Below are 22496 nucleotides of genomic sequence, written 5' to 3' on the forward strand. Positions count from 1 at the left end.
TGGTGTTGGCCGGGCGCCGCGTGTGCCTGCGCCGCCCTCCTCATCCCATCAAGCCACGTTGTCCTCGACCACCGGCGCGTTCGTGCCCGCGCGCACCGTGATGCGCGTACGCTTCGCCAGCGGCGCCGCCGGCTTGCTGCCGTCCGCATTCAACGGCTGCACCTTGTTGAAGACCACCGTGAACGCCGCCGCCGTCACCGTTGCCACCGCATAGCCCTGGGCGTTGTGGTCGACATAGGCAAAGGCCGGGTTGTTCAGGCGCAGCACGCCGTCGAAGGTCTGCGGCGTGGCCACCAGCGGCGCCAGCGGCGTGCCGGCCGAGCCGGCGCGCAGGTACTGGTAGAACGAGGACGAGCTGATACCGGCGCTGACGAAATCCACCGCCACCGCCTTGCCCGTGGCCGGGTCGGCATTGTCGTAGACGACGCCGCACTGGAAGGCGTGCAGGTCGCCCGTGATCGCCACCACGTTGGCCACGTTCTGGCTGCGCAGGTAGCCGAGCAGCTCGGCGCGGTGGGCCGGATAGCCGTCCCAGCCGTCGGCGTTGACGATGTAGAGCTGGTTGAACGGCGCCGGCGCCTGGGTGCGCATGTCGAGCCACATGCGGTTCAGCGTGACTTCGTTGCCCCACACCTTCCAGGTCGCCGTCGAGCCCTTCATGGTGTCCTTCCACCACTGGGTCTGCGTGGCGCCGAGGATACTCGGCGCCCGGCCGCGCGCTTGCGTGGCGGCCGCTTCGAACTGCTGCAGCAGCGGCTGCGGCACGAAGTAGCGGCTGCCGATCGAATCGCTGCCGTTCACCGGGTCGTTCCCCATCATCTGCGCATACGCCGCCTCGCCGACGATGTGGTCGTCGCGGTACAGGCGCTGGTCGGTCATCACCAGGTGCAGCAAGCTGCCGAACCGGAAGTCGCGGTAGATGCGGATGTTGTCGTAGGACGCCTTGTTCAGGTCGAAGGAAACGTCGCCCCAGTCGACCGGCATGTACTCGGCCCAGGCCTGGTTGGCGGCGCGGCGGCGTGCGGTCTGCTGGACGTTGGCGTTGCTGTAGGTCTGGTGGTCTTGCCAGCAGTCGTCAGAGAATTCGTGGTCGTCCCAGATCACGACCATCGGCCACTTGCGGTGCAGCTCCTGCAGGCGCGGGTCGCCACGGTAGGTACGGTAGAGCGTGCGGTAGTCGTCGACCGTGTTCGCATGCAGCGCGGCGCCGCCCATCGCCACGCCGTTCGGCAGCGTGATCTTGCCGTGGGCCGGCTCGGCGGCGCCGGCCTGGAAGGCGGCGCCGACGGTTTCGTAGATGTAGTCGCCGAGATGGACGATGAAGTCCAGTTCTTCCTTCGCCATCAGTTCCATCGCGCCCCAATGGTTGACGCTCCAGTCCTGGCAGGTCATCCAGGCAAAGCGCAGCTGCGCCGGCGCGCTGGCGGCGGCGGGCGCGGTGCGGGCCTGGCCCGCCGGGCTGGTGTCGCTGCCGGCGATGAAACGGTAGAAGTAGGCGGTGGACGGCGCCAGCCCGGTCACCTTGGCGCGCACCGTGAAGTCATACGCCGCCACGGCCTGCAGGTCGACCAGGGCCACCGGACGGCTGAAGGTCGCATCGAGCGCCACTTCGAGGCGCAGGTCGACCGGCGCGCTACCCGAGATCGGGGCGCAGCGGGTCCAGAACACGATGCTGCTGTCCTTCGGGTCGCCGCTGGCGACACCGAGGCCGAACGCGTACATACCTTGCGGCGACGAATCGGAACCGCCGCATGCCGACACGAGTACGCCCGCGCCGGCTACTGTGAAATAGGCTGCGCTCCTGATAAAGCCACGACGATCCATGACACCTCCGTTCGTTGAATGCCGTGAGTCTACTGACGCCATGTGTCGCAATCGTGACAAATACGCAATCGTTTGCCGCGTACCGCGCGCCAGGCGATGCATAGACAATGGAACAATCCATTGCTAATATATGGCAACGACCAATTCCACACAAAAGCATGTCGACATTCATCAAACTTGCTGCCTCTGCCTTGTTGCTGGTCTCCGCGCTCGTCCAGGCCGCACCGGAAGCGCCCCTGACACCCCAGCAGCGCAACCAGGTCATCGCCGACATCGCCAGCGCCTTCGAGCAGACCTACATCTTCCCCGAGGTCGGCAGTGCCATCGCGCGCGATTTGCTTGCCCGGCGCGCGCGCGGCGAGTACGACCACGTCAGCGCCTCGCGCGACCTGGCCGCGCTGCTGAGCAAGCACATCGACGACATCAGCCACGACAAGCACACCGAGGTCGCCTACCTCGAGGAAGACCAGCTGGCCGCGCCGCCGCCGGCCGATCCAGCCACGGTGCGCAAACGCGCCGCGGCCCGGCGCGCCCGGGCCAAAGCCGCCAACTACGACTTCGCCGCGCCGCAACACCTGGACGGCAACATCGCCCTGGTCCGCTTCGACAGCTTTTATCCGCCCGCCGAGGCCGCGCCCTTCGTGCACGCGCTGATGAGCGACCTGGCCGACGCCGACGCCCTCATCCTCGACCTGCGCGAGAACGGCGGCGGCGCGGCCCAGCTCATCCCGGTGCTGGCCAGCTACCTGTTCGACGAGCAGCCGGTCCATCTCTACGACACGCTCGACCGCCGCCTCGGCACCCGCAGCGAAGCCTGGACCGCGCCGGCGCTGACCGGCGCCCGCTTCGGCGGCAGGAAGCCGGTCTACATCCTGACGAGCGCCGGCACCATCTCGGCCGCCGAGAACCTGGCCTACACGCTGCAACAACTGGGCCGCGCCACCGTGGTCGGCGAGCGCACCGTCGGCGCGGCGCATGGCTCCTACGGCAAGCCGGTCAGCAGCCACCTGGTGCCGATGGTCGCCAGCCGTCGCATCATCCACGCGGTCACGAAAAGCGACTGGGACCGCAGCGGCGTGCTGCCCGACATCAAGGCGCCGGCCGGGGAAGCGCTGGACGTTGCGCTGGCGCGCGCCAGGGCCGACCTCGCCAAAAGCGCGCCCTGAAGCGGCGCACGGGCCCGGCGCGTCCTATCGTGCGCCGGCTGGTAGCCCCTTCCACCTTGGTGTAAGCTTTTTCAATTCTGTCGGCATTCCGGCAGCGTGCACCTGTCCCGGCAGGAGGCCCCATGGTCAGCGAGCAGTCTTCCGGTACCCTGGCATGTCTCGACGACGTGCTGATCACCGGCGAGCTGGCGCGGCGCCCCGCCCGCGCCCCGGACTTTGCGTCCGAAAACCGCGCGCTCACGGCGCTGGCGCTCGAGATGGCCAACCAGCCGCACCGCGTGCTGCAAACGCTCGCCGAACTGGTGGTCGAGCTGCTGCGCGCCGATTCGGCCGGCATCAGCATCCTCGAACCCGGCGGCGAGCACGGCGAGTTCCGCTGGCACGCCGTCGTCGGACCCTTCGCCGTGCAGCTCGGCAGCACCCTGCCGCGCGAGCGCAGCCCTTGCGGCGTGGTGGTGGCGCGCGCCGCGGTGCAGCTGTTCGACGGCGTCGAGCGCTGCTTCCCCGAACTGGCCGGCGCAACGCCCCGGCTGCACGAAAGCCTGCTCGCCCCCTGGAACGCCGACTCCGAAGCGGTCGGCACCGTATGGGCGATCGCGCACACGCCCGAGCGCCATTTCGATGCCGAGGATGCGCGCGTGCTGGAGAGCCTGGCGACCCATGCCGCCTCGGCCTACCGGATCGGCGCCGCCCTGGCCGATGCCCACGAAAACCGGCGCGCGCTGGAAGAGCGGGTGGAGGAGCGCACCCGCCTGCTGACCGAAGCCAACGCGCGCCTGCAGCAGGAAGCCGAGGGGCGGCGCCAGGTCGAGGCCGCGCAGCGCGAGAGCGAGGCGCGCTTCCGTGCCCTGGCCGACGCCTCGCCGGCGCTGATCTGGCAGGCCGACGAAGCCGGCCGCGCGGTCTACTTCAACCAGCGTTTCCTCGACGTGGTCGGCCTGCTGCAGGAGCAGCTGCTCGGCCACGGCTGGCACGCGGTGCTGCATCCGGACGACCTGCCAGCCTACCTCGAAACGGTGCGCGCCGCGCTGCGCGAGCAGGCGCCCTGGCAGCGCCGCGTGCGCATCCGCGTGGGCGACGATGGCTGGCACCCCTTCGATGCGCACGGCGCGCCCTGGTTCGGCGCCGACGGCGGCTTTCGCGGCCATGTCGGCATCTGCATCGACATCAGCGCCACGGTCCAGACCGAGGATGCATTGAAGGAGGCCGACCGCCGCAAGGACGAGTTCCTGGCCACGCTGGCGCACGAGCTGCGCAACCCGCTGGCGCCGATCAGCAATGCCGTGCACCTGCTGCGCCACCCCGACGGCCGGCGCGCGGCCGACCGCATGGTCGAGATGATCGAGCGCCAGGTGCGCCAGATGGTGCGCCTGGTGAACGACCTGATGGACGTCTCGCGCATCACACGCGGCAAGATCGGCCTGAGCAAGACGGCGGTGGACCTGGCCGACATCCTGGCCGCCGCCATCGAGACCAGCCAGCCGGCCATCGACGGCGCCCGCCACGCGTTCACGGTGTCGCTGCCGCTTGAACCCCTGATGCTGCAGGCCGACAAGGTGCGCCTGACCCAGGTGTTCGCGAATTTGCTGAACAACGCAGCCAAGTACACCGACCGCGGCGGCCGTATCTGGCTGGGCGCCCACCGCGACGGCGACATGGCCGTGGTGAGCGTACGCGACAACGGCACCGGCATCGACGCCGCCGCCCTGCCCCATTTGTTCGAGATGTTCGCGCAGGCCCACGCGCCGTCCGACCGGCACCAGGGCGGACTCGGGATCGGGCTGACCATGGTGCGCAACCTGGTGCATCTGCACGGCGGCACCGTCGAAGCGCAGAGTGCCGGCAGCGGCATGGGCAGCGAGTTCGTGGTGCGCCTGCCCCTGCGCGCGCAAGGCGCTGCGCCAGCCGGACCGGGCGAGGCCGCGCCCGCGGCCGCCGTGCTGGCCGGGCGGCGCGTGCTGGTGGTGGACGACAACCGCGACGCGGCCGATTCGCTGTGCCTGCTGCTGAAGACCGCCGGGGCCACGGTCGAGGTGCGCTACGACGGCCTGGCGGCGCTGGCGGCGCTGGAAGCGTCGGGACCGGACGGCTTCGATGCGATGGTGCTCGACATCGGCATGCCTGGCATGGATGGGTACACGGTGGCGCACCGGGTGCGGGAGGGTGGGCAACACACGGGAATGAAGATCGTCGCGCTCACCGGCTGGGGCCAGCAGGTGGACCGTGCGCGCTCGCACACGAACGGGATCGACCACCACTTGACCAAGCCGGTGGACTGGAAGACGCTGGTGAATCTGCTGGCGGCCGCGTGAGGTGCGCTGCAGGCTTGCGTGGACGTCGAGGAGAAGAAGCCAGTGCTGGCCGGATCGCTCGACGGCAAGGAAGGCCGGCGCGGGATCTTCGTGTTCGCCACGCCCGAGATCGAGGAGGCGCGGGAGCTGGTGGCGACCGATCCGGTGATCGTGCAGAGGGAGATGGTGGCGGAGTACCACAAGTTGTATGGGTCGGCGGCGATGATGATGATCAACGACGTGCACAACCGGATTCAGAAGAAGTAGGGTGGGCGCCCCGTGCCCACGCGTGAACGATGCGCATTGTTGGCCTACTTTGCCTGGCCAACACCATGCGAACGTTACGCGTGGGCACAGGGCGCCCACCCTACGTTGGATGCACCGGTTCCCCTGCACGCGTTCATCCACGCCGGCCATACCGCGCCGGCGCGCCCCGCTCACGCGCTGAGCGTCATCTTGCTCATCAGCTTATCCAGCGTCACCGGGTAATCCCGGACCCGCACGCCGGTGGCGTTGTAGATGGCATTCGCCACCGCCGCCGCCACGCCGCATATCCCCAGCTCGCCCACACCCTTGGCCTTCATCGGCGAGGAAATCGGGTCGGTCTCGTCGAGGAACACGACTTCCTGGTGCGGGATGTCGGCGTGCACCGGCACCTCGTAGCCGGCCAGGTCGTGGTTCACGAAGAAGCCGCGCCGCTTGTCGACCACCAGGTCTTCCATCAGCGCCGCACCGACGCCCATGGTCATCGCGCCGATCACCTGGCTGCGCGCCGACTTCGGGTTCAGGATACGGCCCGCCGCGCACACGGCCAGCATGCGCCGCACGCGCACCTCGCAGGTGGCGACATCGACGCCGACTTCCACGAAGTGCGCGCCGAAGGTCGACTGCTGGAATTTCTTGTCCAGGTCGCCATACTCCATGGTGTCTTCGCCCACCAGCTCGCCGGCGTCGGCGGCCTGGCGCAGCAACATGGAGCGGCCACCGGCACGCACGCTACCGTCCGCGAATTCGGCCGTCGCCGCATCCAGCCCCAGCTTCGCCGCCACGGCTTCGCGCAGCTTGACGCAGGCCGCGTACACGCCGGCGGTCGAGCTGTTGCCGCCCCACTGCCCGCCCGAACCCGAGGACACCGGGAAGGTCGAGTCGCCCAGCTTGACCACCACGTTCGACAGCGGCACGCCCATCATCTCGGCCGCCGTCTGGGCGATGATGGTGTAGCTGCCGGTGCCGATATCGGTCATGTCGGTTTCCACGGTGACGATGCCGTTTTTATCGAGTTTCACGCGCGCCGCCGATTTCATGACCATGTTGTTGCGGAAGGCCGAGGCCACGCCCATGCCCACCAGCCAGCGGCCGTCGCGCACCTTGCCCGGCTGCGCCTGGCGCTTGTTCCAGCCGAAGCGCTCGGCGCCCTGGCGCATGCACTCGACGAAGCGGCGCTGCGAGAACTTGCGGCCCGGCTTTTCCGGGTCGCTGGTGGTGTCGTTGATCACCCTGAACATCACCGGGTCCATCTTCAGCTTTTCGGCCATCTCGTCGATGGCGATTTCCAGCGCCATCATGCCCGGCGCCTCGCCCGGCGCACGCATCGCGTTCCCTTCCGGCAGGTCGAGCACGGCCAGCTTCAGGCGCGTCAGGCGGTGCGCGCCGGCGTACAGCAGGCGCGTTTGCTGGACCGCCGTTTCCGGCTGGCCGCCCGGCAGGTCGCCCGACCAGCTTTCGTGCGAGATCGCCGTGATGCGGCCTTCGCGGGTGGCGCCGATGCGGATGCGCTGGATGGTGGCCGGGCGGTGCGTGGTGTTGTTGAACATCAGCGCGCGCTGCAGGTTCACCTTCACCGGACGCCTGGCTTCGCGCGCGCCCAGCGCCGCCAGCAGCGCTTCCGAACGCAGGAACAGCTTGCCGCCGAAGCCGCCGCCGATGAAGGGCGAGATCAGGCGCACGTTCTCGACCGGGATGCCGAGGGTCTTGGCCATGTCCTTGGTGCCCCAGTGGATCATCTGGTTCGAAGTCCACAAGGTCAGCTTGCCGTTGTCCCAGGACGCGATCGAGGCATGCGGCTCCATCATCGCGTGCGACTGGTCGGGCGTGGTGTACTCGGCGTCGAGCTTCACCGGCGCGTTGGCGTAACCGCTGTCGAAGTTGCCGAACTTCGATTCCGGCTTGTCTTCCTTCTTCGGCAGTTGCGCCTTGCCCTTGGCCTTTTCCAGGTTGTATTCGCCCTTCTGCTCGGTGTAGTTCACCTTCACCAGATGGGCGGCGGCGCGCGCCTGCTCGAAGGTCTCGGCCACCACCACGGCCACGGCCTGGTGGTAGTGCTGCACGTCCGGACCGGCCAGCAGTTTCGCCGTGTTGTAGTCGCCCTTCTCCAGCTTGCCGGCGTTCTGTGCGGTGACGATGGCGATCACGCCCGGCGAGCGGCGCGCGGCATCGAGCTCCATCGAGGCGATGCGGCCCTTGGCAATCGTGGCGCCGACTACGTAGCCGTAAGCGGCGTTCGGCGCGGCCTCGTGCTGCTCGTAGGCGTAGCGCGCGGTACCGGTGGTTTTCAGGGGGCCGTCGATGCGGTCCACGGGTTTGCCGACCACCTTCAACTGGTCGATCGGGTTGGTGGTGGCGGGGGTATCGAATTTCATGGTTATCCTTTCTTCGCTTCCGCCAGCACGGATTCCAGGGTGCGCTGGACCAGGGTGACCTTGAAGGCATTGTCGGCGGTCGGCTTGGCGCCGGCCAGCAGGCGTTCGACGACGGCATTCGCGCCGCTCGCCATGCGGCCGTCGGCTTCAGGCACGCGCCACGGCCGGTGGGCAACGCCGCCCAGCGCCACGCGGCCGCTGCCGTCCGGCTGCACGACGGCGGCCACCGACACCAGGGCAAAGGCGTAGGACGCGCGGTCGCGCACCTTGCGGTAGAAGTGACGCCCACCGAGTGGACGCGGCAGGGTCACGGCCGTGATCAGTTCACCGGCCGCGAGCGTGTTCTCGATGTGCGGCGTATTGCCCGGCAGGCGATAGAAATCGGCGATCGGGATGGTGCGCATGCTGCCGTCGGCGCGCACGGTTTCGACGCCGGCGTCGAGCAGCTGCATGGCCACCGCCATGTCGCTCGGGTGGGTCGCGATGCAGGCCTCGCTGTGGCCGACGATGGCGTGATTCCGGGTATAGCCGCCGATGGCCGAGCAGCCGCTGCCCGGCACGCGCTTGTTGCAGGGCTGGGCGGTGTCGTAGAAATAGGGACAGCGGGTACGCTGCAGCAGGTTGCCGGCGGTGGTGGCCTTGTTGCGCAGCTGGGCCGAGGCGCCGGCCAGCAGCGCGCGCGACAGCACGGCGTAGTCGCGGCGGACGCGCGCGTCGCTGGCCAGGTCGACGTTCAGTACCTGGGCGCCGATGCGCAGGCCGCCCTCTTTCGTGGCCTCGATCTTGTCCAGGCCGAGGTGGTTCACGTCGATCAGGTGGGTCGGGGTTTCGATCTCGAGCTTCATCAGGTCGAGCAGATTGGTGCCGCCGGCGATGAAGCGCGAACCCGGATGGCGTTCGGCGGCCTGCGCGGCTTCGGCCGGGGTGCTTACGCGCTGGTAGGTAAAGGCCCTCATGCTTTTCCTCCTGCGACTTCAGTGATGGCATCGACTATGTTCGAGTAGGCGCCACAGCGGCAGATGTTGCCGCTCATGCGCTCGCGGATCTCGTCGATGGACAGCAGCGGTTTCTGGTTCAGGTCGGCCGTCACGTGGCTCGGGACGCCCTTCCGGATCTCGTCCAGCACCGACACGGCCGAACAGATCTGCCCCGGGGTACAGTAGCCGCACTGGTAGCCGTCGTGCTTCACGAACGCGGCCTGCATCGGATGCAGCTTGCCGGGCTGGCCCAGGCCTTCGATGGTCGTCACTTCCGAGCCGTCGTGCATGATGGCCAGGCTGAGGCAGGAATTGATGCGGCGGCCGTCGAGGATGACGGTGCAGGCGCCGCACTGGCCCTGGTCGCAGCCCTTCTTGGTGCCGGTCAGGTGCAAATTCTCGCGCAGCACGTCGAGCAGCGAGGTGCGGGTGTCGACGGTCAGTTCGTGCTGCTTGCCGTTCACGCGCAGGCTCACTTTCGAGGTGACCGGCGCGCCCGCCGGCGCAGCGGGCGTGCCGGCGCCGCCCGCATGCGGGGTCTGGGCAATGGCGCCCAGGGGCACGGCGCTGGCGGGGGCCGCGCAGGCTGACGTGGGAGGTGACCGGCGCGCCCGCCGGCGCTGGGGGCGTGCCGGCGCCCCCCGCAGGGGGGGTGGGGGCAATGGCGCCCAGGGGCCCGGCGCTGGCGGTGGCCGCCAGCGCACCGGTCTTGAGCACGTTGCGGCGCGCGATGTTTGTTTCGATGGAGTCGTCCATGTCGGTCCTTCCGGGCTATGGGTGGGTATTGACGTGCCGCGGCCTGCGGCAGCGCAGCAACGGCACTTATATTAAAGACATTCTTGCTGGTACGCGGCACGGTAGACTTTTCGTCACTTCTGTTCATTCCGTACACGGAAGATGTATCATTTTGGAAACCTCAGCCGTTTCCATCGATAAGGAAATCACCGTGATCCCTCGCCTGCCCCACGCCGCTGCGCTCGCCGCCGCACTCAGCTTTTCGCTCACCGCCCAGGCCCAGCTCCCTACGTCACTGAAAACCCAGGTCGCCGCCAGCGTCGACAAGGCCTGGCCCGCGTTGGAAGGCGTCTACAAGGACTTGCACGCGCACCCGGAACTGGCGTTCCAGGAAACCCGCACCGCCGGCAAGCTGGCGGCCGAAATGCGCAAGCTCGGCTTCACGGTGACGGAAAAGGTCGGCAAGACCGGTGTCGTGGCGATCTACAAGAACGGCGCCGGCCCGACCGTGATGGTGCGTACCGAGCTCGATGGCCTGCCGATGGAAGAAAAGTCCGGCCTGCCCTATGCCAGCCGCGCGAAAGCGACCAGCGAAGGGCGCGAAAGCTTCACCGCCCACAGCTGCGGCCACGACATCCACATGACCTCCTGGCTGGCCACGGCGCGCACGCTGGTGAACATGAAGTCGGAGTGGAGCGGCACGCTGATGTTCGTGGCCCAGCCGGCCGAGGAAACCGTGTCGGGCGCAAAGGCGATGCTGGCCGACGGCCTGTTCACGCGCTTCGGCAAACCGGATTATGCGTTCGCCCTGCACTCCTGGCCGCTGGCCCACGGCACGGTCGGCTACAACGTCGGCGCCGTGTCGTCGAACTCGGATGCGATCGAGATCGTGTTCAAGGGCCGCGGCGGCCACGGGTCGGCGCCGGACAAGGCGGTCGACCCGATCGCCATCGCTGCGCGTTTCGTCACCGACGTGCAGACCGTGGTCAGCCGCGAAAAGGACCCGAAGGAGTTCGGCGTGGTGACGATTGGCGCCATCAACGGCGGCACGGTCGGCAACATCATCCCCGACAGCGTGCAGGTGCGCGGCACCATCCGCTCCTACAGCCCGCAAGTGCGCGCCAAACTGCTCGACGGCGTGAAGCGCATCGCCCTGGCCTCGGCCGCGATGGCGAATGCGCCGGCGCCGCAAGTGGAGCTGATCCCGGGCGGCACGGCGATTGTCAACAGCGAGGCGCTGGTGCAGCAATTGGAGCCCGTGTTCAAGGATGCCTTCGGCGACGCCAATGCCCAGCGCATGCCGGCCATGACCGCCAGCGAAGACTTTTCCCAGTTCGTCGACCAGGGCGTGCCGTCGGTGTTCTTCTTCACCGGCGTGTACGACGCCAAAGACGTGGCCGAAGCGGCGCGCGAAGGCGGCAAGCCGATCGCCTTCAACCACTCGCCGTTCTACGCGCCGGTGCCGGAACCGTCGATCAAGACCGCCGCGCAGGCGATGAGCCTGGCGGTGCTGAATGTGCTGAAGCGCTGAGGCCTTATTCGAGCCTGAACACCACGTCGACCGGCTGCATCAGCTTCAGCGCTTCGATGGCGAGGAAGTCGCTCCTCGTCACGTTCGCGCTGGCGCCGCGGCGCGAACTGAAATCCTCGCGCAGCAGGCCCATTGCATAGCCGACGTTCTTCACCCCGGCCGGCGTGACGGCCGTGACGGCGCCGAGCTTGCGGCGCGCGCCCTTGGCGATGATCTCGGCGCGGCGGCGCGCTTCGCGCAAGGCGTTCGCCATCAGCTCGGCCTCGACTTCCTCGCGCGTGCTGGAGTCAAAAGAGGTGGCGAAGCTGCCCAGGTTCGGCATGTCGAGCAGGGGCGCGACCACGGCGGCCCACTTCGACAGATCGCGCATGTTGATGTGCACGCTGGAGCGCAGCTCGTACACGGGCGCGTCCGGCGGCGCGTCCTTCTGCTGCTCCTTGCGCACGTCGCGCGTTTCCATGTCCTCCAAAGACACGCCCTGCGCCTGCAGCAGCGCGCGCACCTCGGCGATGCGGGTCTCGACCGTCGTGCGCGCGGCTTGCGGGTCGGCGCCGGCCACCAGGATCTCGAAGTCGATGGCGCCGATGTCGGGCACGCGGTACACGGAAGCGTCGGCGCTCACGTGCACGAAAGGATAGCCCGGCAGGGGCGATGCGGCGGCGGCGAGCGGCAGCGTGGCGATGGCAACGGCGAGGGCAAGGCGTGTCAGCATGGGGTCTCCAGGGTGGTCAAGTGCTGCCAGCATAGGCCAATGTAGACATCGATGTCTACATATTTCGAGAAGCATTCAAAGCACGATTCAAATCACATAGACAAGAATTTCTAGACAAGCTATTCTGGAAGCGTCCCGTTACCAAGGAAGCGCCATGCCCACCCCGTCCGATCTCCCCAAGCCGACCGCGGCCGAACTCGATCTCCTGCAGGTACTGTGGCCGCTGGGCGCCGCCACCGCGCGCCAAGTGCATGAAAGCATGCAGAAGAACCGCCCCGACGTCACCTACGCCACCGTGCTGCGCCTGATGCAGATCATGCACACCAAGGGCCTCCTGATACGCGACGAAAGCGAGCGTTCGCACGTGTACGCGCCGGCCCAGCCGCAGGATTCGCTGCAGACCAATTTGCTGAAAGACCTGGTGCAGCGCGCCTTTGCCGGTTCGGCCAAGGCCCTGGTGCTGGCCGCGCTGAAAAGCGGCATCTCGAAAAAGGAACGCGCCGAGATCGAGAAGCTGCTGAAGGAGGACAAGGAATGACGCTGCAGACCCTGGTATCCCAGCTCGGCTGGGTGCTGCTCGACTTTCTCTGGCAGGGCGCGCTGATCGGCTGCGCAACCGCGCTGCTGCTGCTCGCCCTGCGCAACGCGCGCGCCGAATCGCGCTACCTGGTGGCCTGCGGCGGCCTGCTGCTCTGCCTGTTGTGGCCGGCCGCCACGCTGGTGCTGCGCCTGTCGCATGGCGCGGATGCCGGCGCCGCCGCCCTGCCCCTCGGCCACTGGATGGCCGGCGGCACGGTGCAGGCCGACGGCTGGTTCGACACCTTGCAGGGCAAGTTGTCCTGGGTGGTCGGCGCCTGGGCTTTCTGCGCGGCGGCGCTGGCCCTGCGCATGGTGCTCGGCCTGGTGTGGATCGGGCGGGCGGCGCGGCGCGAGGCCGGCAATGCGCAGTGGCAGGCGCGCCTGGACCTGCTTGCGCGCGGCGTCGGCATTGGCCGTGCGGTGCGCTTGCGCATCGTCGATGGCCTGGCCAGCCCGGTCACGGCCGGCTGGTGGAAGCCGGTGGTGCTGGTGCCGGCGGCCCTGGCGTCGGGCATGCCGCCGCAATTGCTGGAAGCCTTGCTGGCGCACGAACTGGCGCATGTGCGCCGCTGCGACTACCTGGTCAACCTGGTGCAGAGCGTGATCGAGACCCTGCTGTTCTACCACCCGGCCGTGTGGTGGATCTCGCACCGCATCCGCGTCGAGCGCGAACACATTGCCGACGACCTGGCTGCGCGCCAGATCGGCGAACCGCGGCGCCTTGCCCTGGCGCTTTCCGAACTGGAAAAACTCCAGTTCTCCAACAACAAGCTGGCCATGGCGGCCAATGGAGGAGATCTCATGCAACGCATCAAACGACTGGTCCGTCCCACGCCCGATATGCAGGCACTGAACTGGAAGGCGGCGCTTCCCGTGCTGGGCCTGAGCGCCACCCTGCTGGTCGGCTGCGCGCAGGCGCCGGTGGCCGACAGCGCGGCCGACGCCGTCACCACCCCGCCGCTCGCCCAGTTCAGCAGCTGCGCCAAGCCGCAGTACCCGGCCGACGCGCTGGCCAAGCGGCTCCAGGGCACAGTGACCTTGCAGTTCAAGGTCGAGACCGATGGCAGCGTGCAGGACTCGAAGGTGATGAAGTCGAGCGGGGATGCGTCGCTCGACGAAGCGGCGCGCGTGGCGATTGCCAAGTGCACCTTTACGCCGGCAACGGTGAACGGCAAGCCGAAGGCGGCGTGGGCGCCGGTGCAGTATGTGTGGTCGCTGGAGTAGAGAACCGCGATTGTTCGCCATTGGTTGCGCCGTTCGTAGGGTGGGCACCCCGTGCCCACGCGGAACGATGATCATTGTTGCCGCTTGTCGTATCGAGATTGACGCAGGTTGCCGGCGTGTCAGGAGCGTGTCGCCAACGTCTCCATCATGGTTGGCGCCGCGGAGCGAATCGTCGCGGCAGCGAACGATGGATGCACACGTAACCGCGTGGGCACGGGGTGCCCACCGTACGTTACCGCGAGCGAATCCGGTCGTACCTCGATAATGCGCGCACAGCCGCAGTAAACGACAAAGGGCGCTGATATGTCAGCGCCCTCTTCATTCAACGCGACGAAGGATTACACCGCCGACACGTCCAGCTCCGCCCCGGTCGCCGCCAGCACGTCTTCCTTGCTGACACCCGGCGCCAGCTCGACCAGCTTCAGCCCGGTGCCGGTGACGTCGATCACGCCCAGGTCGGTAATGATGCGGTCGACCACGCCCACGCCGGTCAGCGGCAAATCGCATTTCTTGAGGATCTTGTGCGAGGTCGTGCCGTCCTTGGCGGTGGCGACGTGTTCCATCACCACGACCACGCGCTTGACGCCGGCCACCAGGTCCATCGCGCCGCCCATGCCCTTCACCATCTTGCCGGGGATCATCCAGTTCGCCAGGTCGCCGCCTTCCGAGACCTGCATCGCGCCCAGGATGGCCAGGTTGATCTTGCCGCCGCGGATCATGCCGAAGGAATCCGCCGAGCTGAAGTAGGCAGCGCCCGGCAGCGCCGTGACGGTTTGCTTGCCGGCGTTGATCAGGTCAGCGTCCACCGCATCGTCCGTTGGGAAGGGGCCGATGCCGAGCAAGCCGTTTTCCGATTGCAGGAAGACTTCGATATCGTTCGGTACGTAGTTGGCGACAAGGGTCGGCAAGCCGATACCCAGGTTCACATAAAAGCCGTCCTGCAGTTCCTTCGCTGCGCGCGCGGCCATTTCATCACGAGTCCATGCCATGTTCTGTCTCCGAATAATTAGTTGGCGCGCACGGTGCGCTGTTCGATGCGCTTTTCCGGCGTCGGATTGTGGACGATGCGGTGTACGAAGATGCTCGGGGTGTGCACCTGGTCCGGGTCGATCTCGCCGATCTCGACCAGTTCCTCGACTTCCGCGATGCAGACCTTGCCCGCCGTGGCCACGTTCGGATTGAAGTTGCGCGCGGTCTTGCGGAACACCAGGTTGCCGGCCTTGTCGGCCTTCCAGGCTTTCACCAGCGAGACGTCCGGCACCAGCGAGCGCTCCATCACATACTGTTCGCCATCGAATTCGCGCGTTTCCTTGCCGTCGGCAACGATGGTGCCGTAGCCGGTTTTCGTGAAGAAGGCCGGGATGCCGGCGCCGCCCGCGCGCAGCTTCTCGGCCAGCGTGCCTTGCGGGGTGAATTCGAGTTCGAGTTCGCCGGCCAGGAACTGGCGCGCGAATTCCTTGTTTTCGCCCACATAGGAGGCGATCATTTTCTTGATCTGGCGCGTTTCCAGCAGCTGGCCGAGGCCGAAGCCATCCACGCCGGCGTTGTTGGAAACCGCGGTCAATCCCTTCACGCCCGAATCGCGCAGCGCCGCGATCAGCGCCTCGGGAATGCCGCACAGGCCGAAGCCGCCGACAGCGATCATCTGGCCGTCTTGCACGACGCCGGCCAGCGCCGACACCGCGTCTGGATACACTTTGTTCATACCCGTCCCTTTTATGAGTTAAGCCCGGAAAGCTCTTTATGTCCTGCAGAGTAGAGCGAGCCAGCATAAAATACGCTTGCGCAAAGCACAATACCGTAGAAATACCGCCTCGCGCGGAACTCCCTTCCCAGTCGACCTGCATCAGATGAATTCATCATACGCCATTGATTACGAAATGATTTTCCAGCATGCCCCGGTCGGCATGTGCATTTCGGTGAACCGTGTGATCCAGTCCGGCAACGTGGCGCTGGCATCGATGTTCGGCTACGCGCAAGGCCAGCTCGACGGCCAATCCTTCGCCGTGCTCTACCCCACCATGGATGAATTCCTGCGCACCGGCGACCGCATCGTGCCGATCATGAATGCGCGCGGACGCTATTCCGACGAGCGCATCATGCGCCGCGGCGATGGAGAATTGTTCTGGTGCCACGTGACCGGGCGCTCGCTGAACCCGGCCGAGCCGCTCGGCGCCGGTGTATGGACCTTCGAGGACGTAAGCGAGAAGCGCCCCGTCACCGCCGAACTCACGCCGCGCGAACGCGAAATCGCCGCCCTCCTCGTCGAAGGCAAGACCAGCAAGGTGATCGCGCGCGAAACCGACCTCAGCCCACGCACGGTGGAAATGCACCGGGCGAAACTGATGCGCAAGTTCGCCGCCTCCACCTCGTCGGAACTGGTGCACAAGCTGGTCGGCGTGGCGCGCTGACACCTCTCGCCCAAGCTGCAAGCAAGATCTGTCATTGACAGATTGCCTATTGCGAGAAAAGAAACTAAACTGATGCTCCTGGACAATATTTCGTCTTAACAATACTCTTGGAGCAGCTTCATGAAACGATTCAACCGGCTTCTCGTGGCCCTTCTCGCCAGCCCCCTGCTGGCAGGCGCAGCGCTGGCGGCCCCGATCACCAACACCGACGTCGTCAAATTGCTCGACGCCGGCATGCCGGAAGAAGTCGTGCTGCAAGCGATCAACAATGGCCAGGCACGTTTCGACACCTCGGCCAATGCCCTGATCGCGCTGAAGGCCAAGGGCGCCACGCCCAACGTGCTGAAGGCCATGCTGCAGGCCGGCGACGCGAAGAAGACCGGCGGCGCCGCGCCTGCCGCCAAGGCCGCATCGGGCTACAACCCGGAAGAAGTGACCGTGGTCGTCGACGGCCAGCCGAGCATCATGCAGTACCGCATCGCGCAGTCGCGCAGCGCCGCCCGCGCGCTCGGCTTCGGCGGCATGGCCACCTATGCCACCCTGAGCGGCAGCGCCGCCCAGCGCCGCCTGGCCGGCACGCCGGAATTCATCATCTCGGTGCCGCGCAATGCCCAGGCGCCGGACTACCTGACCCTGGCCAATTTCGCCGTGCGTAACAACGGCACCCGCGAAGTCATGACCGGCGGCGGCTACATGTCCTACACCAGCGGCATCAACAAGAGCCGTGTTGTTCCGGTCAGCAGCGAAGCCTTGGCCGACCAGTCGGGCGCGCGCGACGGCTTCGTCCTGTACTCGGTGAAGCCGTCGGCGCCGCTGCAGAAAGGCGAATACGCGCTGGTGCTGTACACCGGCGAAATGCGCACCGCCGGCTTCTTCTCGCAGAACACCAACAGCTACTTCGATTTCGGAGTGGACTGACTCCAGGATTGGAGTGGCATGCGGGCCGCCTGCGTGGCGGCTAGTCGACGCCGGCCATGTTCATCATGGCCGGTTGCACATCCAGGGCCCGGGTACTGCTCAGCACCAGCGCCAATCCCGGCAATTCGTGGAAGAGATCGTGGGTGGCTTCGCAGCCCAGCTTGATATGGGCCTCGTGGCGGCACCACATTTGGTAAAAGGCGGGCACGCGCGCGGCCGGACCCAGCGCCCGCAAGCGCTCTGCCGGCTCATCCCCAAAGGCCTGGGCGGCAATCGCGAGCACGTCGCGCCCGGGAGCGATGCGTTCGATGTCCAGCCCAACCGGCCCGGACAGGCTGACCGCGCAGGCGACCCACTGGCCGCTGTGGGAAATGCTCAGGCCAAGGCCGGGCTGAGGCGGAAAGGCCAGCGCCGGCGCATTGCCGGGCCGTTCATCGAGCATCACCTCGCGCGGCGCGACGCCCAGCAGTTCGCCCAGCGCCCTGCGCAGCAGCACGCGGCCGGCGACGAACTGGCGCCGCCGCTCGGCGCGCACGAAGCGCGCATGGCGCAGGCGCTCGGCCTCGTTCAGCCAGGCGGCGCCGGCCGCGAACCAGTCCTCGCCCAGCGGCGCCGTATCGGCCAGCCACAGCAGCGTTTCTGTCGTCGCCATGGCTGCTTCCTGCTGCTTACTTGAGCTTGACGAAGTCGGCCTTCAGCGCCACGCCGGTCATCATCGCGCCGTCGTGGCACTCGAACTCGGTTTCGCTCGAATACTCGACGTTCTTGTAGTTGCTGACGATGTTCACCACGGCATTCGCGCCGAGTTCCTGCGCGCGCGCCTTCAGGCGCAGCATGGCCGACAGGAAGGCCCAGTTGCACGACTTCTCGGGCGACTTGCCGAAGGAATTGGTCTTCTGGCTGGTCTGGTCGGTACCCAGCTTCTTCAGGACCGCCGGGGTCTTCTGCTTGCCGAAGTAGAACTTGACGTCGTCGCCCAGGCGCGACTGGGCGTCGTTGTCGGCCATGGCGGCGTCCAGCGGCATCATCAGCTTGGTGTCGCGGGCCTGGGCCGGGAGGATGCTGCCGATGGCGGCGATCACGATGATGGATAAAGCAACTTTTTTCATTGTTATTTCCTTTTTATTGAACATCTTGAAAATGGCGATGCTCACGCGCCGCCGACCTTGCTGCATGATGAACAGAGCGGCTTTACTGAAGCCCATCGAATCCGGCGAGGACCCGGTAAGTGATGTCCGTATTCGTCGCACTGATCACTTCAATACGGGCACCCTTATAGCTGAGCGAAGTCGATTCGGTCAGGTCATAGCTGACGTCGTTACTTGAGGTCGCCTTGCCTGCGCTCTTGATGAACTCGCGGTAGCCCAGCGTTACCTTGTCGGCGATTTTGCCGTTATAGACCAGCACTTGACGTGGTCTTGCACGCGAGAAAGCGGTGGTCTGTCCGAGCGAAAAATCAGCTTCGGCGCAGACAGAACGGCTCGCACACAATTGTTTACTCGATCCATTGCGAGCAAAAAGGAACAACTTCCCACGACTGGAAAGTTTATTGCGCCGAAGCACATTGACGCGGTTGAACAGTTGATGGTCGTCGGTGGAGACGGCCAATGGATAAGTGCCCTGCTTGAATGTCATGTCGCCCATCGTGACATCATTGCGCAGGATCAGTGCGTCGACAATTGCAGCATCGCCTTGCTCGATCAGCTCCTCGCCTACCTCGGCAGTCGAGGTAGTACCGACCGCGGGAAAGGCTTGCAATGAATATGCTGGCGTAACCGGTTTCGTTTTGCAGGCGCTAATTGAGGTAAGGGACAGGGCAATCAACACAAGTCCGGCGATTTTCGATCTGTTCATGGTCTGGGGATCAGGTAGTAAGAAGTTAAGTATCAGCGGTATTTCTTGAAAATCAGGGAGGTATTGATGCCGCCGAACGCAAAATTGTTCGACATGACGTACTCGCAATCGAGGCGCCGTCCCTCGCCCCGGATGTAATCGAGTTCCCCGCACTCGGGGTCGACTTCGTTCAGGTTCAGCGTCGGCGCGAACCAGCCCTCGCGCATCATCTCGATGCTGAACCAGGCCTCGAGCGCGCCGCAGGCGCCCAGGGTATGGCCCATGTAGCTCTTCAGGGAGCTGATCGGCATGCGGCTGCCGAACAGTTCGTGCGTGGCCTGGCTCTCGGCAAGGTCGCCCTGCTGGGTGGCGGTGCCGTGCGCATTCACGTAGCCGATCGCCTCCGGCGCCAGGTTCGCATCCTGCAAGGCCAGCTCCATCGCCACCTTCATGGTGGCGGCGTTCGGCTGGGTCACGTGGGTGCCGTCGCTGTTGGTGCCGAAGCCCACCAGTTCGGCGTAGATGGTGGCGCCGCGCGCCAGCGCGTGTTCGTATTCCTCGAGGATCAGGCAGCCGGCGCCTTCGCCGATCACCAGGCCGTCGCGCGCGCGGTCGAAGGGACGCGGCGTGGTCTCGGGCGTGTCGTTGCAGGTGCTGGTGGCGAACAGGGTGTCGAACACCGCCGCCTCGGTAGCGCACAACTCCTCGGCGCCGCCGGCGATCATGGCCACCTGCTTGCCGCTCTTGATCGCTTCATAGGCGTAACCGATGCCCTGGCTGCCCGAGGTGCAGGCCGACGAGGTCGTGAACACGCGCCCGGTCACGCCGAAGAACACCCCGATGTTCACCGGCGCCGTGTGCGCCATCATCTTGATGTAGGTGGTGGCATTGATGCCGCGCGTGGTGCGCTCTTCCATCATGCGGCCGAAGTCGCCGATGGCGCTCGGGGTACCGGCCGAGGAACCGAAGGACACGCCGACCTGGCCGCTGGACAGGATAGGATGATCGAGCAGGCCCGCATCCTGCAGCGCCAGTTCGCTGGCGCGCGTGGCCAGCAGCGCCACGCGGCCCATGCTGCGCGTGGTCTTGCGGTTGAAGCGGCTGGACAGCTCGAACGGCATGGCCGGCGCGCCCAGACGCGTGTTCAGGCCTTCGTAATCGGCCCAGTCTTCCATGCGCACGATCGCGTTCCGGTACGCGCCCAAACGCTCGCGTACGCTGGCCCAATCGTTGCCGAGCGGGCTGATGCCGGCCATGCCGGTGACGACGACGCGGCGGTTCATGCCAGGCCTCCGTTCACCGACAGCACCTGGCGCGTGACGTAGCCCGCGTCTTCCGACATCAGGTAGCTGACCGCCGCCGCCACTTCGTGCGGACGGCCGACGCGGCGCGCCGGGATCATCTTCAGCGCTTCTTCCATCGGCACCTCGCCGATCATGTCGGTCTCGATCAGGCCCGGCGCCACGCAGTTGACCGTGATGTTGCGCTTCGCCAGCTCCAGCGCCAGCGCCTTGGTGGCGCCGATGATGCCGGCCTTGGCCGCGCTGTAGTTCACCTGGCCGCGGTTGCCGACCAGACCCGACACCGAGGCCATGGTCACGATGCGGCCCGGCTTGCGGCGCTGGACCATCGGCATCACCAGCGGATTCAGCACGTTGAAGAAGCCGTCGAGATTCGTGCCCAGCACCTGGTCCCATTCCTCGCCGCTCATGGCCGGAAAGGCGGTATCGCGCGCCACGCCGGCGTTCGCCACCACGCCGTAATAGCAGCCGTGGGCCTCGACGTCGGCCAGCAGCGCGGCGCTCGTCGCATCGCGTTCGGCGATATCGAACTGCAGCACGCGCGCCTGCCCGCCATCGGCCTGGATGCCGGCGGCGACCGCATCGGCCTCCTCGCGGCGGCTGCGGCAATGCACGACCACCGTGTAGCCGTCGCGCGCCAGGCGCTGGGCGATGGCCTTGCCGATGCCGCGCGACGAGCCGGTCACCAGCACACTCTTGTCCTTACTGTTCATTCTGCACTCCGTTGCAAAAACTCTTCAACATTATCTGGTTGGAAGACGGTGATCGTGGCCGTGGCCACTTCCCTGACGCCGCCGTCTTCGCCGATGTCCTCGATACGGCAATCGAAGGCGCCCAGGCCGTTCTCGCCCTGCAGCGCGCGGTGCACATGGACCGTCAGCACGCTGCCCAGCGCAAAGGCCGGCACCGCGCAGGCATAGCGCCGCGTGCCGAGCAGGAAGCCGACGCGCACCGGCTCGCCGCGCCGGGTGGCTGCGTAACCCGCATGCGCGGCCACCGCCTGCGCCATGTATTCGACGCCGACCCAGGCGCCGACCGCGCCGTCAAGCAGGAACATGGTGTCGGGCCGGATCGTCACCTGCGCCGTCAGGTTGTCCTCGTCGGCGGCGACGAAGCGGTCGAGCAGCGACATGGCGCCGCTGTGCGGGACCAGGCTGTGGATGTCGGGCGCGTTCATGCCGGCCTCCCGAAGACCAGGGTCGCGTTCGAGCCGCCGAAGGCGAAGGAATTGCTCAGTGCGTAGCGGATCGGGCGGCCCAGGCGCGCGCCCGGCGCGGCCACGTTTAACTTGGGCAGCGCCGGATCGGCCGCGCCATCCCACAGGTGCGGCGGCAGCTTGCCCTCCGGGTTATCGTCCAGCATGGCGAGCCAGCAGAAAGCCGCCTCTACCGCGCCCGCCGCACCCAGGGTGTGGCCGGTAAACGGCTTGGTCGAACTCACCGCCACCTCGTGGCCGAACAGTTCGGCCACGGCGCGCGACTCCATCGCGTCGTTCTGCACCGTCGCGGTGCCGTGCAGGTTGATGTAGTCGACCTGGTGCGCTTCGATGCCGGCGCGGCGCAAGGCTTCGCTCATGGCGATGCGCGCGCCGCCGCCCTGCGGGTCCGGCGCCGACATGTGGTGGCCGTCCGACGACTCGCCCCAGCCGCACAGGGCGACCGCCGCCGGCTCCTTCGTCATCAGGAACAGCGCGGCGCCCTCGCCCAGGTTGATGCCCTTGCGGCTGGCGCCGAGCGGATTGCACTGCACCTCGCTCACCGATTCCAGCGCGCTGAAGCCGGCCACCGTGAAGCCGCACAAGGTGTCGACGCCGCCGGTGAGCACGGCATCGACCAGGCCCATGCGGATCAGGCGCGCGGCGCTGGCCATGGCCTTGGCGCTCGACGAGCAGGCGCTCGAGTGCACATAAGCCGGGCCGGTGGCGCCGAGTTCGCGCGCCAGCAGCGCCGCCGGCGACACCATCTCCTGCTGGCCGTAATGGAAGTCGTCCGGCAGCGCGCCGCTGTCCAGGTGCGCGGCCAATGCGGCTTCGGTGGCGCCGACGCCCGAGGTGCTGGTGCCGATGATCACGCCCACGCGCCCGGCGCCGTAGCGCGCGACCGCGGCGTCGACCGCCGGACGGATCTGGGCCAGCGCCGCCAGGGCCAGCGCGTTGTTACGGCTGCGCAGTGGCAGCGGCAGATGGGACAGGTCGGGCAGCGCGGCGTCGGCCTGGCCCAGCGGCAGCGGGCGGCCGGGCGAGCAGGCGTCGGACAGGCGCAGGCCGGAGCTGGCGTCGTCCAGCAGGCGGCGCTTGATCGCCGCGCGGTCCTCGCCCAGCGCGCACACCAGGGCGCAGTCGTTCAGGTAAAGCAT

22 protein-coding genes are annotated in these 22496 nt (G+C 67.0%); 8 read left to right on the forward strand and 14 right to left on the reverse strand.

All coding sequences use genetic code 11. The annotated features are described in order from the left end of the window. Window positions 1-48: 48 nt before the first annotated feature. Window positions 49-1824 carry an alkaline phosphatase gene (locus tag QPK31_RS07385; RefSeq protein WP_290422305.1) on the reverse strand — a complete coding sequence of 592 codons (1776 nt, stop codon included), beginning with the start codon at window positions 1822-1824 and terminating at the stop codon, window positions 49-51. Window positions 1825-1982: 158 nt separating this feature from the next. On the opposite strand from QPK31_RS07385, the gene QPK31_RS07390 reads away from it, so the two are divergent. The 3 genes from QPK31_RS07390 (at window position 1983) to QPK31_RS07400 (ending at window position 5548) form a co-directional block, all read left to right on the forward strand. After that, window positions 1983-2990 (forward strand): S41 family peptidase, encoded by a 1008-nt coding sequence (locus QPK31_RS07390; RefSeq protein ID WP_290422306.1) that lies wholly within the window; start codon window positions 1983-1985, stop codon window positions 2988-2990. Between the two features lie 122 nt (window positions 2991-3112). Then, window positions 3113-5302, forward strand: a complete 2190-nt coding sequence (locus QPK31_RS07395) for an ATP-binding protein (protein WP_290422307.1) — start codon at window positions 3113-3115, stop codon at window positions 5300-5302. An 18-nt stretch (window positions 5303-5320) separates the two neighbouring features. Further along, on the forward strand, window positions 5321-5548 hold the full coding sequence (locus QPK31_RS07400) for a hypothetical protein (protein ID WP_290422308.1): 228 nt from the start codon (window positions 5321-5323) through the stop codon (window positions 5546-5548). A gap of 170 nt (window positions 5549-5718) precedes the next feature. On the opposite strand, the gene paoC is transcribed toward QPK31_RS07400, so the two are convergent. Genes paoC through paoA form a run of 3 tightly spaced genes read right to left on the reverse strand, consistent with a single transcriptional unit; the run spans window position 5719 to window position 9544 of the window. Next, on the reverse strand, window positions 5719-7920 hold the full coding sequence (gene paoC, locus QPK31_RS07405) for an aldehyde oxidoreductase molybdenum-binding subunit PaoC (RefSeq protein ID WP_290422309.1): 2202 nt from the start codon (window positions 7918-7920) through the stop codon (window positions 5719-5721). Window positions 7921-7922: 2 nt separating this feature from the next. Next, complete coding sequence (locus QPK31_RS07410) at window positions 7923-8876, reverse strand: xanthine dehydrogenase family protein subunit M (protein WP_290422310.1); 954 nt, start codon at window positions 8874-8876, stop codon at window positions 7923-7925. Then, the gene (gene paoA / locus QPK31_RS07415; RefSeq protein WP_374045795.1) at window positions 8873-9544 is read right to left on the reverse strand and encodes an aldehyde dehydrogenase iron-sulfur subunit PaoA; all 672 of its coding nucleotides are present in this window, start codon (window positions 9542-9544) and stop codon (window positions 8873-8875) included. The genes QPK31_RS07410 and paoA overlap by 4 nt, the downstream gene beginning before the upstream one ends. Window positions 9545-9843: 299 nt before the next feature. Here paoA and QPK31_RS07420 point away from each other — a divergent pair, with 299 nt between their 5' ends. After that, window positions 9844-11163, forward strand: a complete 1320-nt coding sequence (locus QPK31_RS07420; protein ID WP_374045790.1) for an amidohydrolase — start codon at window positions 9844-9846, stop codon at window positions 11161-11163. Between the two features lie 4 nt (window positions 11164-11167). Here QPK31_RS07420 and QPK31_RS07425 read toward each other — a convergent pair whose 3' ends face one another. Next, window positions 11168-11875 (reverse strand): SIMPL domain-containing protein, encoded by a 708-nt coding sequence (locus tag QPK31_RS07425; protein ID WP_290422311.1) that lies wholly within the window; start codon window positions 11873-11875, stop codon window positions 11168-11170. A gap of 154 nt (window positions 11876-12029) precedes the next feature. Between QPK31_RS07425 and QPK31_RS07430 the strand changes: the two genes are divergently transcribed. Both QPK31_RS07430 and QPK31_RS07435 read left to right on the forward strand, forming a co-directional pair. Continuing rightward, complete coding sequence (locus QPK31_RS07430; RefSeq protein WP_290422312.1) at window positions 12030-12413, forward strand: BlaI/MecI/CopY family transcriptional regulator; 384 nt, start codon at window positions 12030-12032, stop codon at window positions 12411-12413. Further along, complete coding sequence (locus tag QPK31_RS07435) at window positions 12410-13678, forward strand: M56 family metallopeptidase (RefSeq protein WP_290422313.1); 1269 nt, start codon at window positions 12410-12412, stop codon at window positions 13676-13678. Before QPK31_RS07430 ends, QPK31_RS07435 begins: the two co-directional genes overlap by 4 nt. Before the next feature lie 338 nt (window positions 13679-14016). On the opposite strand, the gene QPK31_RS07440 is transcribed toward QPK31_RS07435, so the two are convergent. Then, window positions 14017-14667: a 3-oxoacid CoA-transferase subunit B gene (locus QPK31_RS07440; RefSeq protein WP_290422314.1), complete on the reverse strand. Its 651-nt coding sequence runs from the start codon at window positions 14665-14667 to the stop codon at window positions 14017-14019. Window positions 14668-14684: 17 nt separating this feature from the next. Further along, window positions 14685-15383 carry a CoA transferase subunit A gene (locus tag QPK31_RS07445; RefSeq protein ID WP_290422315.1) on the reverse strand — a complete coding sequence of 233 codons (699 nt, stop codon included), beginning with the start codon at window positions 15381-15383 and terminating at the stop codon, window positions 14685-14687. Between the two features lie 145 nt (window positions 15384-15528). Here QPK31_RS07445 and QPK31_RS07450 point away from each other — a divergent pair, with 145 nt between their 5' ends. Then, complete coding sequence (locus QPK31_RS07450) at window positions 15529-16089, forward strand: LuxR C-terminal-related transcriptional regulator (RefSeq protein WP_290422316.1); 561 nt, start codon at window positions 15529-15531, stop codon at window positions 16087-16089. Between the two features lie 120 nt (window positions 16090-16209). Next, window positions 16210-17007 carry a hypothetical protein gene (locus tag QPK31_RS07455; protein WP_290422317.1) on the forward strand — a complete coding sequence of 266 codons (798 nt, stop codon included), beginning with the start codon at window positions 16210-16212 and terminating at the stop codon, window positions 17005-17007. A gap of 40 nt (window positions 17008-17047) precedes the next feature. On the opposite strand, the gene QPK31_RS07460 is transcribed toward QPK31_RS07455, so the two are convergent. From QPK31_RS07460 to QPK31_RS07490, 7 genes are all read right to left on the reverse strand, one after another. Further along, on the reverse strand, window positions 17048-17659 hold the full coding sequence (locus QPK31_RS07460; RefSeq protein WP_290422318.1) for a 4'-phosphopantetheinyl transferase superfamily protein: 612 nt from the start codon (window positions 17657-17659) through the stop codon (window positions 17048-17050). A gap of 16 nt (window positions 17660-17675) precedes the next feature. After that, window positions 17676-18116 (reverse strand): excinuclease ATPase subunit, encoded by a 441-nt coding sequence (locus tag QPK31_RS07465; RefSeq protein WP_290422319.1) that lies wholly within the window; start codon window positions 18114-18116, stop codon window positions 17676-17678. Window positions 18117-18198: 82 nt separating this feature from the next. Next, window positions 18199-18861: a hypothetical protein gene (locus QPK31_RS07470; protein WP_290422320.1), complete on the reverse strand. Its 663-nt coding sequence runs from the start codon at window positions 18859-18861 to the stop codon at window positions 18199-18201. Window positions 18862-18893: 32 nt separating this feature from the next. After that, entirely contained in the window at window positions 18894-20123 is a 1230-nt protein-coding gene (locus tag QPK31_RS07475) for a beta-ketoacyl-ACP synthase (protein ID WP_290422321.1), read from the reverse strand. Continuing rightward, complete coding sequence (gene fabG, locus QPK31_RS07480) at window positions 20120-20854, reverse strand: 3-oxoacyl-ACP reductase FabG (RefSeq protein WP_290422322.1); 735 nt, start codon at window positions 20852-20854, stop codon at window positions 20120-20122. The genes QPK31_RS07475 and fabG overlap by 4 nt, the downstream gene beginning before the upstream one ends. Beyond that, entirely contained in the window at window positions 20851-21318 is a 468-nt protein-coding gene (locus tag QPK31_RS07485) for a 3-hydroxylacyl-ACP dehydratase (protein ID WP_290422323.1), read from the reverse strand. Before QPK31_RS07485 ends, fabG begins: the two co-directional genes overlap by 4 nt. Further along, window positions 21315-22496: a beta-ketoacyl-ACP synthase gene (locus QPK31_RS07490; RefSeq protein WP_290422324.1), complete on the reverse strand. Its 1182-nt coding sequence runs from the start codon at window positions 22494-22496 to the stop codon at window positions 21315-21317. Before QPK31_RS07490 ends, QPK31_RS07485 begins: the two co-directional genes overlap by 4 nt.

Source organism: Massilia sp. YIM B02769, from assembly GCF_030411995.1.
Lineage (GTDB): Bacteria > Pseudomonadota > Gammaproteobacteria > Burkholderiales > Burkholderiaceae_D > Telluria.

Coding starts and splice junctions, on each gene's coding strand:
- QPK31_RS07470 (WP_290422320.1), bottom strand. CDS start 18,861: ATGAACAGATCGAAAATCGCCGGACTTGTGTTGATTGCCCTGTCCCTT.
- QPK31_RS07460 (WP_290422318.1), bottom strand. CDS start 17,659: ATGGCGACGACAGAAACGCTGCTGTGGCTGGCCGATACGGCGCCGCTG.
- QPK31_RS07395 (WP_290422307.1), top strand. CDS start 3,113: ATGGTCAGCGAGCAGTCTTCCGGTACCCTGGCATGTCTCGACGACGTG.
- QPK31_RS07410 (WP_290422310.1), bottom strand. CDS start 8,876: ATGAGGGCCTTTACCTACCAGCGCGTAAGCACCCCGGCCGAAGCCGCG.
- QPK31_RS07445 (WP_290422315.1), bottom strand. CDS start 15,383: ATGAACAAAGTGTATCCAGACGCGGTGTCGGCGCTGGCCGGCGTCGTG.
- QPK31_RS07425 (WP_290422311.1), bottom strand. CDS start 11,875: ATGCTGACACGCCTTGCCCTCGCCGTTGCCATCGCCACGCTGCCGCTC.
- QPK31_RS07455 (WP_290422317.1), top strand. CDS start 16,210: ATGAAACGATTCAACCGGCTTCTCGTGGCCCTTCTCGCCAGCCCCCTG.
- QPK31_RS07430 (WP_290422312.1), top strand. CDS start 12,030: ATGCCCACCCCGTCCGATCTCCCCAAGCCGACCGCGGCCGAACTCGAT.
- paoC (WP_290422309.1), bottom strand. CDS start 7,920: ATGAAATTCGATACCCCCGCCACCACCAACCCGATCGACCAGTTGAAG.
- QPK31_RS07475 (WP_290422321.1), bottom strand. CDS start 20,123: ATGAACCGCCGCGTCGTCGTCACCGGCATGGCCGGCATCAGCCCGCTC.
- QPK31_RS07490 (WP_290422324.1), bottom strand. CDS start 22,496: ATGCTTTACCTGAACGACTGCGCCCTGGTGTGCGCGCTGGGCGAGGAC.
- QPK31_RS07465 (WP_290422319.1), bottom strand. CDS start 18,116: ATGAAAAAAGTTGCTTTATCCATCATCGTGATCGCCGCCATCGGCAGC.
- QPK31_RS07440 (WP_290422314.1), bottom strand. CDS start 14,667: ATGGCATGGACTCGTGATGAAATGGCCGCGCGCGCAGCGAAGGAACTG.
- QPK31_RS07435 (WP_290422313.1), top strand. CDS start 12,410: ATGACGCTGCAGACCCTGGTATCCCAGCTCGGCTGGGTGCTGCTCGAC.
- fabG (WP_290422322.1), bottom strand. CDS start 20,854: ATGAACAGTAAGGACAAGAGTGTGCTGGTGACCGGCTCGTCGCGCGGC.
- QPK31_RS07485 (WP_290422323.1), bottom strand. CDS start 21,318: ATGAACGCGCCCGACATCCACAGCCTGGTCCCGCACAGCGGCGCCATG.
- QPK31_RS07390 (WP_290422306.1), top strand. CDS start 1,983: ATGTCGACATTCATCAAACTTGCTGCCTCTGCCTTGTTGCTGGTCTCC.
- QPK31_RS07385 (WP_290422305.1), bottom strand. CDS start 1,824: ATGGATCGTCGTGGCTTTATCAGGAGCGCAGCCTATTTCACAGTAGCC.
- QPK31_RS07450 (WP_290422316.1), top strand. CDS start 15,529: ATGAATTCATCATACGCCATTGATTACGAAATGATTTTCCAGCATGCC.